13 protein-coding genes are annotated in these 17,593 nt (G+C 36.2%); 9 read left to right on the top strand and 4 right to left on the bottom strand.

Features of this window, described 5'->3' with window-relative positions:
• Positions 1-120 precede the first annotated feature (120 nt).
• From QP953_RS03985 to QP953_RS03960, 6 genes are all read left to right on the top strand, one after another.
• Positions 121-1,065, top strand: a complete 945-nt coding sequence (locus QP953_RS03985) for a DUF6427 family protein (RefSeq protein WP_309554041.1) — start codon at positions 121-123, stop codon at positions 1,063-1,065.
• Between the two features lie 229 nt (positions 1,066-1,294).
• Positions 1,295-1,741 (top strand): protein-disulfide reductase DsbD domain-containing protein, encoded by a 447-nt coding sequence (locus QP953_RS03980; protein WP_052594955.1) that lies wholly within the window; start codon positions 1,295-1,297, stop codon positions 1,739-1,741.
• Positions 1,742-2,163: 422 nt separating this feature from the next.
• The gene (locus QP953_RS03975) at positions 2,164-4,728 is read left to right on the top strand and encodes a protein-disulfide reductase DsbD domain-containing protein (protein ID WP_052594957.1); all 2,565 of its coding nucleotides are present in this window, start codon (positions 2,164-2,166) and stop codon (positions 4,726-4,728) included.
• A 210-nt stretch (positions 4,729-4,938) separates the two neighbouring features.
• Positions 4,939-6,636 (top strand): M3 family oligoendopeptidase, encoded by a 1,698-nt coding sequence (locus QP953_RS03970; protein ID WP_309554040.1) that lies wholly within the window; start codon positions 4,939-4,941, stop codon positions 6,634-6,636.
• Positions 6,637-6,797: 161 nt separating this feature from the next.
• Complete coding sequence (locus tag QP953_RS03965; protein ID WP_052594961.1) at positions 6,798-7,097, top strand: HNH endonuclease; 300 nt, start codon at positions 6,798-6,800, stop codon at positions 7,095-7,097.
• Positions 7,098-7,252: 155 nt separating this feature from the next.
• Positions 7,253-9,745, top strand: coding sequence for a zinc-dependent metalloprotease (locus tag QP953_RS03960; RefSeq protein WP_052594963.1), 2,493 nt, complete (start codon positions 7,253-7,255; stop codon positions 9,743-9,745).
• 74 nt (positions 9,746-9,819) lie between these two features.
• Here QP953_RS03960 and QP953_RS03955 read toward each other — a convergent pair whose 3' ends face one another.
• Entirely contained in the window at positions 9,820-10,737 is a 918-nt protein-coding gene (locus tag QP953_RS03955; protein ID WP_052594965.1) for an outer membrane beta-barrel protein, read from the bottom strand.
• Between the two features lie 300 nt (positions 10,738-11,037).
• Between QP953_RS03955 and QP953_RS03950 the strand changes: the two genes are divergently transcribed.
• The 3 genes from QP953_RS03950 to recG all read left to right on the top strand — a co-directional run bounded on the left by QP953_RS03950 (position 11,038) and on the right by recG (position 14,877).
• The gene (locus QP953_RS03950) at positions 11,038-11,988 is read left to right on the top strand and encodes an SIS domain-containing protein (RefSeq protein WP_052594967.1); all 951 of its coding nucleotides are present in this window, start codon (positions 11,038-11,040) and stop codon (positions 11,986-11,988) included.
• Positions 11,989-12,014: 26 nt separating this feature from the next.
• On the top strand, positions 12,015-12,473 hold the full coding sequence (locus tag QP953_RS03945) for a hypothetical protein (protein WP_052594969.1): 459 nt from the start codon (positions 12,015-12,017) through the stop codon (positions 12,471-12,473).
• A 295-nt stretch (positions 12,474-12,768) separates the two neighbouring features.
• Complete coding sequence (gene recG / locus QP953_RS03940) at positions 12,769-14,877, top strand: ATP-dependent DNA helicase RecG (RefSeq protein WP_052594971.1); 2,109 nt, start codon at positions 12,769-12,771, stop codon at positions 14,875-14,877.
• 47 nt (positions 14,878-14,924) lie between these two features.
• On the opposite strand, the gene QP953_RS03935 is transcribed toward recG, so the two are convergent.
• The 3 genes from QP953_RS03935 to QP953_RS03925 all read right to left on the bottom strand — a co-directional run bounded on the left by QP953_RS03935 (position 14,925) and on the right by QP953_RS03925 (position 17,502).
• The gene (locus tag QP953_RS03935; RefSeq protein WP_197043799.1) at positions 14,925-15,482 is read right to left on the bottom strand and encodes a chromophore lyase CpcT/CpeT; all 558 of its coding nucleotides are present in this window, start codon (positions 15,480-15,482) and stop codon (positions 14,925-14,927) included.
• 547 nt (positions 15,483-16,029) lie between these two features.
• Positions 16,030-16,428, bottom strand: a complete 399-nt coding sequence (locus tag QP953_RS03930) for a PepSY-like domain-containing protein (protein WP_052594975.1) — start codon at positions 16,426-16,428, stop codon at positions 16,030-16,032.
• A 78-nt stretch (positions 16,429-16,506) separates the two neighbouring features.
• Positions 16,507-17,502, bottom strand: a complete 996-nt coding sequence (locus QP953_RS03925; protein WP_309554039.1) for an SDR family oxidoreductase — start codon at positions 17,500-17,502, stop codon at positions 16,507-16,509.
• Positions 17,503-17,593: the final 91 nt, after the last annotated feature.

Genomic DNA, 17,593 nt, shown 5'->3' with positions numbered 1-17,593 from the left:
TTTTTGGAATCTTATGTAATGCAAATTATTGGCATTTGCAGAACAAGTATTTCAATAGATAGAAAAAATACCTACGTGCTACAACTTTTCCGAGACAACCAAATTTTCACAATCTTATTTGTGTTTCTATATTTTCTTCTCTTTGGAGCAAATATTTGGCTATATCCTAATGATTTAACTCTTTTTGAAGAACTCCCTAGTACCCTTAGTACATGGGGCATGCAATGGCTTCTTCATCCTACGAGCAACAAAATGGCTTTTAGCATCTTGTTATTGATTCAGGCTTTTACAGTCAATTCAATTGTCAACAACTTCAAACTGACCAAACACTACTCCTACATTACAGCCATTTGCTATATACTGCTACATTTTAGTTATTTTAACATTGATAGTTGTTCGCCCGTAATGCTAGCCAATACCTTTTTATTGTGGTCGTTGTATAGTATGTGCAACAGCTATGAAAAAAGAGTTTCTTTAGGCACCATTTTTAATATTGGCTTTGCCGCCGCAATAGCAGCTCTATTTTATAATGGTTTTATTAGTTATTTTTTTTGGATTACGATTGGTTTGTTAATTGTCCGATCATTTGATTTCCAAGAATTTTTATTATTGATTGGAGGGTTCTTTATTCCTTTTTTCTTGTTGGGAACGTACCATTTTTTAGGAGATAGTTTTGACCAATGGATAGACCAAGAACTAATGTCTCACTACTCAACTATGATTGTCCATTATGAGACCAATACAGCGCTGTATTTATTATTAGGCATTATATCCACCCCTTTGTTACTGGCCATTGGCAATCTACAAGCTTTATATTTTAAAACAACCGCTAGAGAAAAAAAATACATCCATACCGTTTTATTAATGCCCTTTATGGCTTTGTTAAGTCTCCTATTTCAAGATCAGCTATATAGTTATCATTTTGTTATATTCATGGTTCCGATGAGCATTTTGTTGAGTATTACGTTACAATCTTATAAAAGTCTAGCAGCATCAGAAGCTGTTCATTTTATTCTTTTTATGCTTTGCTTAGGCATTCAATACCAAACTTTCTTTTTTCAGTAAAATGGACAAAGAAGCCATTTTTAAAGTAGGCTTTGGCACAGTATTTTGTACGATAAAGCATCAATACCCATTGACCAAATTTATATTTATTATTATTATCCAAAAACAATCGTTCGTTGAGATTACGCAGTAACAGCTACAACAGAGTAAACTTTCGTTAATATAGCGCAAAGAAGTCCCCTGTGAACGTAGTGAGCTAATGAACGAGCTACTAAAAAATAAAAGCATCATGAAATACCTTTTTTCTATTTTATTAGTAACATTTTCTGTACTTACTTATGCCCAAAATAACAATACTGTTTCTTGGTCGTTTGAAAGTAAAAAAACGGCTTCTAATGAATATACGATTCAAATGAAAGCGACCATTAAAGATGGCTGGTATGTATATTCTCAATATTTAGAAAGTGATGATGGTCCTATTCGTACAGCAATTGTTCTAGAAGAAAACGCAGGAGTCGAATTAGTAGGAAAAGCTGAAGAAGAAGGGAATAAAGTTTCTGGATTTGATAGCCTTTTTGATATGGATATTACCAAGTATAAAAAACAGTTAATTATTACTCAAAAAATAAAAGCATCGAAAGTAAAAACGCTAAAGGGATACATTACTTTTATGACTTGTAACGATGAACAGTGCTTACCACCAACAGATGTTCCTTTTGAAATAAAATTAAAATAAATACTTCTTACATACAAGATTTATAAAAGGATAAAGTCGCCAACTTTATCCTTTTTTTATAATTGCATAACCATCAATAATTTGCAAAAAACTTCATTAGCCTTATAATTAACAAGTGACAAGCTTATCACCCCTTACACAAAAGCTTTAATCATCAACTGCGCAGCACTCATGCAATACCACGAAGTAGCAGCGCAGCTAACTACTAAATCATAGTATTCTACTTAAAAAAACGTTAAAACAGTTTTTTATTTCAAACCCATAGGAAAATATCAAAATATCTTCATATCTTTATAAGCCTTTCTCACAAGAAGCAATGAATTCCTCTTAAAAAGAGGCTGCGCCTTGCTATTTTTTTCTATTTTTGTTTTGTGAGAATCTTCGATTCCTTTATTTTGTTACTTATAATAACTAACTATTTTATGAGACACCTTATCTCCACTTTTCTGCTACTTTGCCTGACTTCGATTTGCTTAATGGCACAAGATAGCCCTGTAAAGTACACTTGGGAAGCCCAATCCCTTGGTGGCAATGAATTTGAAATCACCTTTAAGGCAAAAATTCAAGATGGGTGGTATACCTATTCTCAATTTTTAGAAAGTGAAGATGGTCCCATACCAACGACCATTACATTTGAGTCGAACAACGAAACAAAAAATGGAAAATCGACCGAAAAAACAAGCAAAGCATCTAATAAGGTCTCAGGTTTTGATGAGTTGTTTGAGATGAATATTACTAAGTACAAAAAGGACTTAAGTATTCAACAGAAAATTACCGTAAAAGATATTAACAAACCTGTTACTGGTTTTTTGGAGTACATGACTTGTGACGATACCAAATGCATGCCTCCCACTGCGGTAGAATTTGAGTTCATTCCTGCAAAATTAGTTGCTGCCGCTAGCAATGACAATGCTACCGCAACTAATGACATAGCTTCCACAAACACCGATGAGCAGCCAGCAGTAACCGAAGAACCGATATCTACTCCCAGTGCTAATCCGGCACAACCTGTTAGTTGGGTAGTTGAATTTAACAAAGTTTCTGAAAACGAAGTGGATTTAATTGCCAAAGCTACTATTGGTGAGGGTTGGTATGTTTACTCTCAAACATTAGAAAGCGAAGATGGTCCAGTAGCAACAAGCATCAATTTTGAAGGGGATGCTGTTGTTGAAGAAGTTTCTAACGTAGAATCTGCCAGTAAACCAGAATATAAATTGCAAATGATGGACGAGGTGTTTGATATGGAATTGACCAAATACAAACATGATTTTACCATCACACAACGCATCAAAGTTAAAGATCCCAAAGTTCCTGTAAAAGGCTATTTGAACTATATGACTTGTGATGCTACTAAATGTATGCCTCCTACCGATGTAGAGTTTAGTTTTAGTTTTATGGGAGGTAATGGTGTTACAGGGAATGAATACAATGGTACTATTAAAGGAGATGTTTTTAATCCAAGTCGTGAAAAATTACTTACTTCTTTAGAAACACCACTAGGAAAATGCGATGGCGAGGTTGGTATGACTGTTAACAACAATGTAGATGTTGTAGGTATGAGCCTTTGGACTATCTTTATTTTAGGTTTTGGAGGCGGTTTGTTAGCTCTCTTGACACCTTGTGTTTTTCCTATGATTCCGATGACCGTTTCTTTATTTTCAAAAGGTAAAAAGAGTAAAAAAGAAGGGATTAAAAATGCACTTATTTTTGGTGGTTCTATTATCATAATTTATGTTGCTTTAGGCTTATTTATTACCTTAACATTTGGAGAAAATGCTTTAAACTTACTCTCTACTCACTGGGCAATGAACCTGACCTTCTTTGCACTATTCACTATATTTGCATTCTCTTTCTTTGGTTACTTCGAAATCACTCTACCATCTTCTTGGGCGAACAAAGCCGATCAAGCCTCTATGAAAGGTGGATTGATCGGGACATTTTTTGGAGCTTTTTCCATTGCTTTGGTTTCATTTTCTTGTACAGGACCTATTGTCGGTACATTATTGGTTCAAGCTGCTGTTAACGGTGGTGTTGTCGGACCAACAGTTGGTATGTTAGGCTTTTCTATCGCTCTAGCATTACCATTCACTTTATTTGCTGCTTTTCCTAGTTGGCTACAATCTTTGCCAAACTCAGGGGGTTGGATGACTTCAATGAAAGTTGTTTTAGGTTTTTTAGAATTGGCTTTAGGTTTGAAATTTTTGTCCACAGCAGATTTGACAGAGCATTGGGGAATTCTACCTTACGAGTTATTTATTGGTTTATGGGCAATCATCTTCTTAGGAATGACGTTGTATTTATTCGGCATTATTCGCTTTCCACACGACAATCCTAATGCTAAGATCACAAATAAGCGTAAAGCCTTAGGAGCATTTGCAGGTATTTTGACAATATCTATCTTGTCTGGATTCATGACAAATCCTCAAACTAATGCCTTCAAAACTCCATTTTGGCTAAGTGGGCTAGCTCCATCTGCTTGTTACTCTTACATTAAACCTTGCCAAACTCCTGCTAATGAAAGCTCTGAATTTGCCTTTAGTGACCACTGCCCTCCTGGTATCAATCAATGTTTTGATGACTATGATGAAGCCTTGAAATACGCCAAGTCTGTCAATAAGCCTATTCTAGTAGATTTTACAGGTTATGGATGTGTTAACTGTCGTAAAATGGAAGAAAATGTTTGGATTGATGAGGAAATTAACAAAATGCTTAACGAGGATTATGTTTTGGTCTCTTTGTATGTAGATGATCGTAAAAAACTAGACCAAGTGTTAAAGACACCTGAAGGGGTAAAGATTCGCAATGTTGGAAATAAATGGGCTGAATTTCAGAAAGTAAATTTCAAAAAATCGTCTCAACCTTACTATGCTTTAATTACTCCAGATGAACAGGTCTTAAATACACCTAGAGCGTATACACCAGATATACCAACTTACCATAATTTCTTAAAATGTGGTCTTAAAACATTCAAAGAATCAAGCAACTAAGCAATGTAAAAAGCTTGTTATATAAAAAAAAAATACATCCAAAAGCGATTGTTTATTCTTTTTGTTTGTATAAAAAACTTAACTTTGAGAGAGGAGAAATACTAAAATGTGTTTCTTCTCTTTTTGTTTATCCATCAATGTTCGGTATACAAAGACCTCGAACCAAAATATAGCTTTACGTGTACCTCACATTTTAATATTATACAGCGCATGAAATTTAGTGATTTCACCTACGAACGTCCTAGTGTTGAAGCATTCAAAAACTCATTTATCAACGAGTTGCAAGCTTTTCATAATGCAAAAACTTTTAAAGCTCAAAAGGAAGCCATTTTGGCGATCAATCAATTGAGAAGTGATTTTGATTCAATGTATTCTTTGGCGAGTGTTCGCTATTCTATCGACACCACTGATCGTTTTTATGAAGGTGAGAATGATTTCTTTGATAACAGCTATCCTGAGTTAAACGAGCACACCAATAGTTATTTTAAAGCCTTACTAACGTCGCCTTTCCGAAAAGAGTTAGAAGCAGAATTTGGACCACAGTTATTTACGATTTCAGAGTTGCGCCTAAAAACTTTTGAGCCAACAATAATTGAGGATTTAAAAGAAGAAAACAAACTGGACTCTCAATATAGAAAAATTAAAGCTCAGGCCATTATTCAATTTGATGGACAAGAATACAACTTATCCTCAATCAACCCTCTTGAATTATCTAAAGATAGAGCAACAAGAAAACGAGCTGCCGAGGCTAAATGGGCATTTTATGCTGAAAAAGCAACTGATATTGAATCTATTTATCATAATATGGTTCAGTTGCGCCACAAGATGGCAACTACTTTGGGGTACAAAAATTATGTTGAATTAGGTTATGCACGAATGCTGCGTTCGGACTATAATGCTGAAATGGTGGCTAACTTTCGTCAACAGGTACAAGAGCACATTGTTCCTATTGCGACTCAATTGCTAAAGAGACAAGCCAATCGCCTAGGGCTGGATTCCTTAAAGTACTATGATGAAGGATTTAGTTTTCCATCTGGCAATCCCAAGCCTAAAGGGAGTCCCAAATGGATGGAAGATCAAGCTCGTATTATGTATGCGCAGTTATCGACAGAAACAGATGAATTCTTTCAGTTCATGAGCGACAAAGAATTAATGGACTTAGTAGCCAAAGATGGCAAACAAACAGGTGGTTACTGTACCTTTTTAAACAAGTTTAAATCACCGTTTATTTTTTCAAATTTCAATGGAACTAGCCACGATATTACAGTATTAACACATGAAGCTGGACATGCTTTTCAAGCTTACTCTACTAGTAATAATGGTAAGTTGTACGATTACCTTTGGCCAACTTATGAAGCGTGTGAAATTCATTCTATGAGTATGGAATTTTTCACTTGGCCTTGGATGGATTTGTTTTTTAAAGAAGATACAGAAAAGTTTAAATTCTCTCATTTAGCGAGTTCTATTTTATTTTTACCGTACGGAGTTGCTATTGATGAGTTTCAGCATATTATTTATGAAAATCCTACAATGACGCCTTCAGAGCGCAATGCTGTTTGGAGTGATTTGGAAAAGAAATACTTGCCAACTAGAGACTATGCAGGTAACAAACATCTAGAAGAAGGTCGTTTTTGGCAACGCCAAAGCCATGTTTTTGGTATGCCTTTTTACTATATCGATTATGTATTGGCTCAAATTTGTGCCTTCCAATTTTGGCAACGTAGTCTTGAAGATAAAACGGGTTCTTGGAAAGATTATATCAACCTGTGCAAGGCGGGTGGTTCTAAATCGTTCTTAGGACTGGTACAACTCGCCAACTTAAAGTCTCCTTTTGAAGATGGTTGTCTAGCAGAAGTTGTCAAACCGATTCAAGCGTATTTGGATAGTGTAGATGACTCCAAATTCTAATAAAATCCATAAGCTCAACGCTAATTGAGTCATAAAATAAGTGCTGTGTAACCTTTATTTACACAGCACTTATCATTTAAAAAAGGGCTTTTTGCCTCTTTTCTTCTATTCATGGGAACTTTTGCCCAAGTGTAAAGGTTGCTTTCAAAAAAAATAATACGATGGAAGAGAAAAAAATATGTCCTATTTGTTCAAGAGAAATTGCACCACCAGCTAATTTACACCATCTTCTTCCTATATCCAGAGGCGGGGCTGGCACTCCAACCGTTCTGTTGCATCAAGTTTGCCACAACAAAATTCACTCTTTATTTAGCGAAAAAGAGTTGGCAAAAGATTTTGACACGATAGAAAAATTACTAGCCAATGAAGAGATGCAGCAATTTATCAAGTTTATCCGCAAGCAACCTCCTACCTATTATGATAGAAATAAACGATCAAAAAACAAAGGTCGTCGAAGATAACTTACAGTTTCTCTTAAAAAGTTCTTAATACAAGTCCTTAAGCTCTTTTCCTTCCTTCATTTTTTATATTTTGGCTGTGTTTATATCGACCTATCTTTGGGTCTTTAATCCATTCTGATTTTTATAAATAAAAAATAGAGACAACAGCTAAGATTATGAGAACGTATATTCTATATGCCCTTATCTTCTCCTTTGCATTACTAATAATGCCTTTGGATGGATATGCGCAAAAGAAAAAGAAAAACAAAAAAAATCAAGAACCAGAAAAGACAGAAAAACCTGCTGCCAAAAAAAAGGCGCCACCTAAAAAAGGAGCCCCAAAACCATATAAACAAGTTATTACAAAAAAAGCCATTACTCAAAAGGGGCTAATTACAACGCACAAAGTTGATGAAAAGTACTACTTTGAACTTCCTATGAATTTGTTGGAAAAGGAAATTATGGTGGTTAGTCGTATTTCAGGTTATGTAAAAAACTTGAGTTTTGGAGGTGCAGGAATGAAATCTCGCCCACAACAGGTCATTCGATTCGAAAAAGTAGACGACAGAATACTAATGCGTTCGGTTTCTTATCATAGCGTTGCCAACGAAAAAGAGCCCATCTATAAGTCTCTAAAAAACAACAACTTTGAACCTATTATCCATAGCTTTCCTGTTGCTGCTTATAACAAAGATAGTTCTGCCAATAAAATGTCAGGAGTAGTTTTTGAAGTAAATCCTTTTTTCACCACTGATATTGCTCTAATTGGAGCTTTAAATGATGGGCAACGAAAACGATTTGCCATTGGAGGTGTCGATAGTAAACGTAGCTTAATTACCAGCACAAAAAGCTTTCCTACTAATACGGAAGTAAGGCATATATTGACCTATAGGGGCAAAAAACTGCCCGATAATTTCCTGACTCAGACACTTTCTGTCGAAATGAATCAATCTTTCATATTATTACCTGAAACATTGATGCAACCAAGATTTTATGATGGACGTGTAGGGTACTTTTCTATTCAACAGACCAACTATAGCTCTGAAAGACAAAAAGCACAAACGCAACGTTTTATTACCAAATGGCGTTTGGAACCCAAAGATATGGCTGCTTTCAAAAGAGGCGAATTGGTAGAACCTAAGAAACAAATTGTCTATTATATAGACCCTGCTACTCCTGAAAAATGGCGTCCTTACCTAAAACAAGGGGTGAACGATTGGCAAAAAGCCTTTGAAGCAGCAGGTTTCAAAAATGCCATTATAGCCAAAGATCCTCCAACCAAAGAGGAAGATCCAGATTGGAGCCCTGAAGATGTCCGTTATTCGGTTATTCGTTACATTACTACGGATATCCCCAATGCCCAAGGACCACACGTACATGATCCTCGTACGGGCGAGATTTTAGAATCTGATATCTTGTGGTATCATAATGTGATGAACTTATTAAGGAATTGGTATTTGATTCAAACAGCTGCAATTAATCCAGCTGCTCGTAGCGTTCAGTTTGATGATGCCGTTATGGGAGAATTGATTCGCTTTGTGGCGGCGCATGAAGTTGGACACACGTTAGGATTGCCTCACAACATGGGTTCAAGTGTTGCTTACCCTGTCGACTCGTTGCGTTCTCCAACATTTACAGCTACGCATGGAACAGCACCTTCTATTATGGATTATGCCCGTTTTAACTATATTGCGCAACCAGGAGATGGTGTCAAAAGCTTGGGGGCTAAAATTGGAGAATACGATGTTTGGTCTATCATTTATGGTTATAAGCCAATTCCTAGTGCCAATAGTGCTGAAGAGGAACGTAGTACTTTAAATGGATGGATTAAGGAAAGAGCTGACGACCCTGTTTTTCGTTTTGGCGCACAACAATGGCGTGTCGTAGATCCTTCTTCTCAAACAGAAGATTTGGGAGATGACGCCGTTAAAGCCAGTACGCTAGGAATTGCGAACTTAAAGCGAATTTTGCCTAAACTAATCGAGTGGTCGGCAGAAGACGGCAAGGATTATAGTGACTTACGGGAATTATATGGACAAATTTTTGGTCAACTAAACCGCTATATGGGGCACGTTTCGTCTAATATTGGTGGTGTTTACCAATATACCAAAACGCACGACCAAGAAGGAACTATCTTCTCTCACGTTCCAAAAGTAAAGCAAGAAAAGGCGATGTTGTTCTTGAATAAAGAGTTGTTTCAAACACCTAAATGGCTGATTGATCCTGCCATCTTAGATAGAATCGAATCGACAGGCATTGTCAATCGCTTGTTAAGCATGCAAAAAAGAACACTCAATAACTTATTTGATCCCGCTCGATTGGCTCGATTAGCGGAAGCAGAAGCCACAGAAGGCAGTGACAAAGCTTACACCTTAATTGACTTGTTTATGGGGGTTAAATCTGGTATTTGGGAAGAACTCAATAGTGGTACAGCAATTGATCTATATCGTCGTAACTTACAGCGTGCTTATATTGAGAAAATGGAGGCTTTAATGAAAGATCCTAAAGATCAATCGGATGTAAAAGCGATTTCAAGAAGTATGTTAAAGCGGTTAGAGAAAGACATTAAGAATAATATTAGCAAGCAAACTAACGCTATCTCTACTGTTCACTTAGAAGATATTCTAGCAAGAATCGATGCTATTTTAAACCCAATTGGCATCAAATAATAAACCATGAACTAGTAATTCGACGATTGAAGAAGCGAACCAATAACTTCAATTCGTCGAATTACTAATCATTATTACTCTTTTCCAAAAGTATATTTTATCCCTACACTAAAAGAAAAGGCATTAAAATTACTAGTCTGTGTCGGTAAATTCAATGGTTTGTCTCTATCAACATTTCCGCTAACTCGGACAATTACATCATCAGGAACATCTGGCAAAATATTAATTCCTGCCGTGGTATTAGATTCTTGTGTTAGTTCATCCTGAAAGACGATTTGTGTTACCAATACATCTGCTGTTTCCAATTCATTGGTTACTTCTCCGTTAGGTGAAACTGCTTCATCCTTTACCACTGTTGCTTTATCAGAACGAATTCTCAAGCCAGTATACGTTGCCTGTAAATAGATCCCTAAATTATTATTTACGTTATACTGCACTCCAATACTTGATTCAAATCCAACAGAGAATTTACCATCCACATCCGTTTGTTTTGCTCTTGATCCTCCTACTCCATACTCCCAAGACTCTTCCAAAACAGTCTTTCCCCAAAATGGCAACAAAACGCCAAACTTGGCATAAGGCTGAAACTTGCCTTCGGGAGCTTGAACAACCAAAGAAGGCGTAGCTCGCATTTGATAAGAATATCCTGTTCGGCTATATTGATTATTTTTGCTGCTTATGCTGTTATCACTACCATATTCTTGCTTAAAACCTTGGAAATAATAAATCTCCAATTCCACACCAAAATAAGGTGTTATCATATATCCTCCCGCCACAGAAAATCGTGCCCCCTGCCCAAATGAACCAAAGACTGTTCGTTGAGCGGTCACGACATTATTAGAATCTCGTGTTAAGGCAGGTATTGCAAAAGCATCTTGCCCAACATTAAATCCAGCTCCTGCGCCTGCTCGAATATAACCTTGAGCTTGAGTAGAAACAGATGTAAACATTAGAACCAATAAAGCGGTAACAACAAAGAATAATTTTCTCATATTAAGAATTGTTTTTTGGTTGAAAATAAATAGGTAGGCTCTATCTCTGTCTGTCTCTAAATTCTCTTACATACGAATAAAGCCACTAGACAAAATATACAAAATGTTTCTAAAATAGAAGAAAATAGAATCTTGGGAACACAAAAAAGCTCCAACGCCCCCTTCCTATTATTATAATTTAAATACTTAAGCTATTTTGTCAGCCGATACCTCAACAAACACACCTACATTAATTAATATTTTTTTCTTAAAAAACTACTTGTATATTGGAATTCATTAGAAGGATGGTATTTTTAGCCTATGAATGAAATAAGAAAAATAGCTGCCCAAGTTTTTCACATCGAATCCGATTCTGTCAAAAGATTAACAGCGCTGCTCAATCAAGATTTTGACAAAGCAGTTGACATACTTTTTAATTGCAAAGGACGGATTGTAGTTTGTGGAATTGGCAAATCGGGATTGGTAGGCAAGAAAATTGCAGCAACACTAGCGAGCACTGGTTCTCCCAGTTTTTTTTTACACCCATCAGAAGCAATTCATGGAGATTTGGGTATGTTGATGCCCCAAGATTGCTTTCTCAGTATCTCAAATTCTGGTGAGACAGATGAAATTCTACAAATTGTACCTTACGTTAAACAATTAGGGCTTCCACACATTACTTTAGTAGGAAATGTTCATTCAACGTTGGCACAAAATGCCGATGCGGTCTTAAACATTCAAGTACAGCAAGAAGCCTCTCCTATTTCTGTCGTTCCAATGGCATCGACAACAGCAACAATGGCGATGGGAGATGCCATTGCTACCGTTTTAATTCATTTGAGATCATTTGATGAGACCGACTTTGCAAAATTCCACCCTGGTGGTTCTTTAGGACACAAACTGGTTACCAAAGTGGGAACTGAAATGCATCGACACAACTTGCCAACAGCATTATTAGATACTACTGTTAAAGAGGTAATCATGAGTATGTCTAAAGGTATTTTTGGGATGATTGTCATTTTAGATGATACTCAAAAAATTGCGGGTGTCATTACTGATGGCGACTTACGTAGGAGTTTAAATAAATTCCCTAGCAGTTCTTTTTTTGATCTAAAAGCTAAGGAAATGATGACACCAACACCTAAAACAATTCAAGAAGACTGTCCTTTGTGGGAGGCAGATCAATTGATGCTTGCTCATAAAATAACCGCATTACCAGTAGAAAAAGAAGGTCGATTAATTGGCATTCTTGCCAAACATCAGATCAAGTAAGTAGATAAGTAGATAAGTAGAATACTATGGAATTAGAAGAATTATTACAAAAAGAAGACCCCGCTCATTGGGAAGTTGCTTTTAGAGATTATGTTCAGAGTGGAAAAGTAGCTATAGATAATTTTTTATGGCAATGGCTTTGGGAACGTGTGGCATGGTCGGAGGAAGCTTACAGCTTGTTTTACAACAACGCACCATTAGTAAAGGCAAACATCTTTGGAATCACAGTAACTATTACAGTAGGAGACCAAAACAAAAGGCGCTTTGTCAATGTAAGTCTGTTTGAGAGCAACCCATATCATCCCGACTTTGAAGAATTTGTCATTGTCGATGATAAAGAATGGCGCTTTTCATCCATTGGTAATCCTTATATTGATGAACCCAATTATAAATTTTGGGAGAAAGCACTCTTTTGCAAACTCGTCAATGTCGCTTTTGAAGAACGAAAGGGATTAGATTTTTTAATTGAGCGATCTAGACGCTAAAATTCTGGTAGCACCCCATAACTAATTTGCTAATTTTTCTTTTATGAATCGCTAAAATGTTGTTATTTTTAGCCCTTTATTATTTTATAGTAGTTCGTTGATTAGCTCCCTGCGGTCGTGAGATCGCTATCGCTTAGTTGTTTACTTTTTTACCAAAAAGATAAAAAATCACATTTATATTAGCTTGATAATCAAATCTTTAACACAAACGCAACAAATTTACAACTTATTGATTATCAAACTAATAAAGTTTTTCAACGAACTATTGATTTTATTGACGTTTAGTGCATCATTTATGTTAAATACCTCTATCGAATATTTAAAAGGTGTTGGCTCTGCCAAAGCAGATCTACTCAAAAAAGAGTTGGGTATTTTTTCTTATATACAACTCTTACAACACTACCCTTTTCGTTATGTAGACAAAACAAAATTTCATAAAATCAAAGATGTCAAAGAGGAAGGGGACTATGTTCAAATAAAAGGAATACTTAGGCGTATTGATAGTATTGGTGATGGTCGAAAACGTCGTATGAAAGGCGTTTTCAGAGATGAAACGGGGATGCTTGAGCTAACTTGGTTTAAAGGTCTTAATTGGGTTCAAAATTTACAAATAGGCATGGAATATATTGTCTATGGTAAGCCTAGTATTTTTAAAGGAAAGGTTAGTATTGTACACCCCGATATAGTGCTGTTTACAGAAGCAAAAAAAGCAAATCCGTCCACCTTAGAGCCGGTCTACCCGACTACAGACAAATTGCGTAACAAACGTCTTGATAGCAAAGGAATGCTAGTTATCATGAAAAACTTATTCATGAAAATTCATCCCCAACGCCATCTTATTCCAGAATCATTGCCAGATTACTTGCTCGAAAAATTGCGATTTCCTAGTCGTTACGCAACATGGATGGGCATTCATTTTCCTAGAGACAAAGCACAGCGAGACTTGGCTCAAAAGCGCATCAAATTTGAAGAGTTTTTCTTCCTTCAATTGCGAATGCTGCGAACCAAACATCAAAAGAAAGTTGGTATCCGTGGCTTTATTTTTAGCAAGATAGGACATTATTTTAATACCTTTTATCAAAATAACCTAAAGTTCGAGCTTACCAATGCTCAAAAACGAGTCATTAAAGAAATTCGTGCTGATATAGCCACAGGACACCAAATGAACCGCTTGTTACAAGGGGATGTAGGAAGTGGAAAAACAATCGTAGGCTTTATGTGCTTACTCATTGCTATTGATAATGGCTTTCAAACAGCCTTAATGGCGCCTACCGAAATTTTAGCGCAGCAGCATTATCAATCCATTCTAGAAATGGCTGAAGGCTTGAATCTCAATATTGGAATTTTAACGGGTACTGTTAAAGGAAAACGTCGAAAAGCTGTTTTGGAACAACTGGAAGCAGGAGAAATTGATCTGCTGATTGGTACTCATGCTTTAATCGAAGCCCCTGTCAAATTTAAAAATTTGGGTTTTGTTATTGTTGATGAGCAGCATCGCTTTGGTGTTGTTCAACGCTCTAAAATGTGGCGTAAAAACCCAACCAATCCTCCACATATTTTGGTCATGACGGCAACTCCAATTCCTAGAACTTTAGCTATGACGGCCTATGGGGATTTGGATGTATCGGTCATTGATGAAATGCCTCCTGGTCGTAAACCTATTAACACATTCCACAAATTTGAAAGTCAACGATTGTGGACATTTGGGCAAATGAAGCGTGAAATTGCGAAAGGGCATCAAGTATATATTGTTTATCCCTTGATCGAAGAATCTGAATATGAAGGTTTGAGCGAAGTAAAAGACTTAATGGAAGGATACGCTACCATCGAACGAGAGTTCCCTAAACCTCATTACCAAATTTCTATTGTTCATGGTCGCCAAAAACCAGCTGACAAAGAAGCTGAAATGCAACGCTTTGCACGAGGAGAAACTCAAATTTTAATGGCAACAACCGTTATCGAAGTAGGGGTTAATGTTCCGAATGCTAGTATGATGATTATTGAAAATGCAGAGCGCTTTGGACTAGCTCAATTGCACCAATTAAGAGGGCGTGTAGGCCGTGGAGGTGGTGATGCCTATTGTATTTTAATGACAGGATTTAAATTGTCTGCTGACGGTCGTTTTAGAATGCAAACGATGGTTGAAACCACAGATGGGTTTAAGATTTCAGAAGCAGATCTCAAACTCCGAGGTCCTGGTAATATTGAAGGAACGCAACAATCAGGCGTACTCAATTTAAAACTAGCCAATATTGCGCAAGATGGTGCTATTTTAAGAGCAGCTAGAAGTATTGCACAAGAAATTTTGGAAGAAGACCCCTTATTAAAAGATCCTAAAAATGCCCCTTTGCTGCGTCAACTGAAATTATCACAAAGAAAACAAGGCTTTGGGCAAATTAGTTAAGTCGTCTTTCTTGTGAGTATACAAAATTTTGGAAACAGTACTTTTTCTTATTCTTCTATTTCTAAATATTTTGGAAAAATTTTGGGTTGTCGTACAAATTGCAATCCTTTTTTATAAGAAAAAAGGGCTTCTTTATTCTTATCTAACATCTTATTGTACAAAGAAATAGAATCAGGCGTAATTACACCATGCACTTCTACATATTTGATAATATCTGACAAATTTCGACGGCAAGCACCTCCTGTAATTGTAAATTTATTTTGGTTGTTTCTTGTAATTATAGCTGTACATCCTTCGTTATAAATCAAATCATCTACATCCAAATTTGCTAAAGGCTCTTTTTTTCTCCAATCACTAACATATCGATCTTTATTGGGTAGATCATACATTACGATTTCCATTGTCTCACGGTCTTTTTTCTTGAAATTCCAAACCTCTTGTGAGAGCAAATCATCTGGTCGGTCTTCTTGTAGCCAACAAACATACAACCAATATTCATCTCCTCTTTTAGGCCAGATTGGGACAGAAATAATTTCTTGACTTCTATAGAGAGGAGAGCTTTCGCGTCTCGATTGTTTTTTATTAGAAAAAAGTCCCAAGTACATGTTAAAAACTTTTTCCAATCTGTTTTCCGTTTCTCTTATTTCCGTACTATTTTTTGTTCTATCTAAGTAATTATACTGTTCTTTATTACACGAGTCAAACAGTACAACACAACTTAAAATTATTGCTGATACAAAAAATGTAAAATATACTTTCATGAATCTTTTTTAGATAATTAGCTACTATTCATTCCAATGACTTCACTACCCCTCTTTAAAACTCCTAACAAACTAGCTAACAATAAGTTAAACCAAACGGTTGTATTGGAATTTTTTCTATAAAATGATATATACTAAAATTTGGTAGAGGGACAAGGATAAAGATATTATTTTTTGGTAGATAATCTATGATAGTAGTCCGCTGATTTTTTAGTTTTTTACAACGAAGCAAACACCTCTACAAGCCAAGGAAGCCAATCAACACAAAAAATCTACAACTATAAAGCAGCAACATAACTAAGTATTAGTCAGATAGTAGGCATAAAATAAAAGAACGAAGTAATTAGACCAACCTAACTACTTCGCTCTATTCTTAATTCATATCAATGAATTACAAATCGTACCCCTTTGCCAAGAAGGCACCATCCTCTCTAAAATGAGCTTCAAATTCTTCTCCTGTATCAGCAGATTTTAACTCTAATTCGTAAGAAACATCACCATTGCTATACTGCACCATACTCGCTTCCTCTATACTATGGTCTTCAAAAGTAGCATTCGCAGCAGCAATAATTGCTTCAGGAACATCTTCTAAGTCCATAGAGATTTCTGTCAAAAGCAAATGTCCCGTTACTGTAATTTCTACTTCAAATTCCACTTCACCATTATCAAATGAAGCTTCATAAATTTTAGCTGGAACCTCCCATCCCCACTCTACATCACTTAAGCTTACATCAGGATAGTAATCTTTAAATACGCGTAAAATTTCACTAGGTACAAAAAACTCGTCCATTGTTTTATAGTTTATTATTTTATAATCTTATTCGTTTCAAACACATGATCCCCTCAATACAAGGAAGATAGTGCCTTTTTATTGAGTAGCCAACTCTCTAAAATAGTCTACTGTAATAGCCAATCCTTTTTCAAAATCAAACTGAGGGTCGTAATCTAATAATTTTTGAGCCTTCGATATATCTGCCTGAGAATCTCGGATATCTCCTGCCCTAGGGGCACGATGAGTTGGCATTTTTTCAGGAACTCCAGCAGCTTTCCGAACCCCTTTGAACAAATCCAATACCGTGTAACGCCCCCCACAACCAACATTATACACTTGATTTAAAGCCTCTGTATTGGTCGTTAACATAGCCTTGATATTGATTTGCACAACATTTTCAATAAATGTAAAATCCCGTGTTTGTCCTCCATCTCCATTGATAAATACTTCTTTATCATGCATACAAGCATCGGCAAACAAAGGGATAACCGCAGCATACGCCCCTTTAGGACTTTGTCTCGGTCCAAAAACATTAAAATATCGAAAACCAATAAACTCCATATCATACAAGCGCCCAAAGTTCTCTGCAAACAGTTCATTGGATAACTTTGTAATAGCATAAGGGGATAGAGGTTTGCCTATTCGATCCTCTACTTTAGGTAAATTAGGCTCATCGCCATATACGGAAGATGAAGAAGCATACACAAAACGCTTAATCCCTTGCTCGTATGCCGCAAAAGCCATGTTGACAAAGCCATCGACATTATGTGCAGTGGTAGCATAAGGCTCTTGAATAGATCGAGGCACAGATCCCATTGCTGCTTGATGACAAACGATATCCACTCCTTCACAAGCTTTTTTGCAAACCTCCAAATCACGAATATCTCCTTCTATAAATTGATAATTTGGATGTGTCAAAAATGGCTCAACATTCGACTTAAACCCTGTTAAAAAGTTATCTAAAACAATTACCTTTTTTACCTTATATTTTAACAAATACTCAACAAGATTGGATCCAATAAAGCCAGCTGCTCCTGTAATTAAAATGGTTTTATCTTCTAATGATGTTGTATGATAAGGTATCTCGTACATGTTTGATGTTAATAGCTCGAATTATATTCGATGGTTTGATAATTGGTAACGAAAATACAAAGTTCTTATAATTAATTGGCAGCCGATCCCA

The organism is Aureispira sp. CCB-E (assembly GCF_031326345.1).
Taxonomy (GTDB): Bacteria; Bacteroidota; Bacteroidia; order Chitinophagales; family Saprospiraceae; genus Aureispira.
The sequence above is the reverse complement of the archived record's forward strand: the minus strand, read 5'-3'. Positions and strand labels throughout refer to the sequence as shown.

Coding starts and splice junctions, on each gene's coding strand:
- QP953_RS03980 (WP_052594955.1), top strand. CDS start 1,295: ATGAAATACCTTTTTTCTATTTTATTAGTAACATTTTCTGTACTTACT.
- QP953_RS03975 (WP_052594957.1), top strand. CDS start 2,164: ATGAGACACCTTATCTCCACTTTTCTGCTACTTTGCCTGACTTCGATT.
- QP953_RS03970 (WP_309554040.1), top strand. CDS start 4,939: ATGAAATTTAGTGATTTCACCTACGAACGTCCTAGTGTTGAAGCATTC.
- QP953_RS03965 (WP_052594961.1), top strand. CDS start 6,798: ATGGAAGAGAAAAAAATATGTCCTATTTGTTCAAGAGAAATTGCACCA.
- QP953_RS03960 (WP_052594963.1), top strand. CDS start 7,253: ATGAGAACGTATATTCTATATGCCCTTATCTTCTCCTTTGCATTACTA.
- QP953_RS03955 (WP_052594965.1), bottom strand. CDS start 10,737: ATGAGAAAATTATTCTTTGTTGTTACCGCTTTATTGGTTCTAATGTTT.
- QP953_RS03950 (WP_052594967.1), top strand. CDS start 11,038: ATGAATGAAATAAGAAAAATAGCTGCCCAAGTTTTTCACATCGAATCC.
- QP953_RS03945 (WP_052594969.1), top strand. CDS start 12,015: ATGGAATTAGAAGAATTATTACAAAAAGAAGACCCCGCTCATTGGGAA.
- recG (WP_052594971.1), top strand. CDS start 12,769: ATGTTAAATACCTCTATCGAATATTTAAAAGGTGTTGGCTCTGCCAAA.
- QP953_RS03935 (WP_197043799.1), bottom strand. CDS start 15,482: ATGTACTTGGGACTTTTTTCTAATAAAAAACAATCGAGACGCGAAAGC.
- QP953_RS03930 (WP_052594975.1), bottom strand. CDS start 16,428: ATGGACGAGTTTTTTGTACCTAGTGAAATTTTACGCGTATTTAAAGAT.
- QP953_RS03925 (WP_309554039.1), bottom strand. CDS start 17,502: ATGTACGAGATACCTTATCATACAACATCATTAGAAGATAAAACCATT.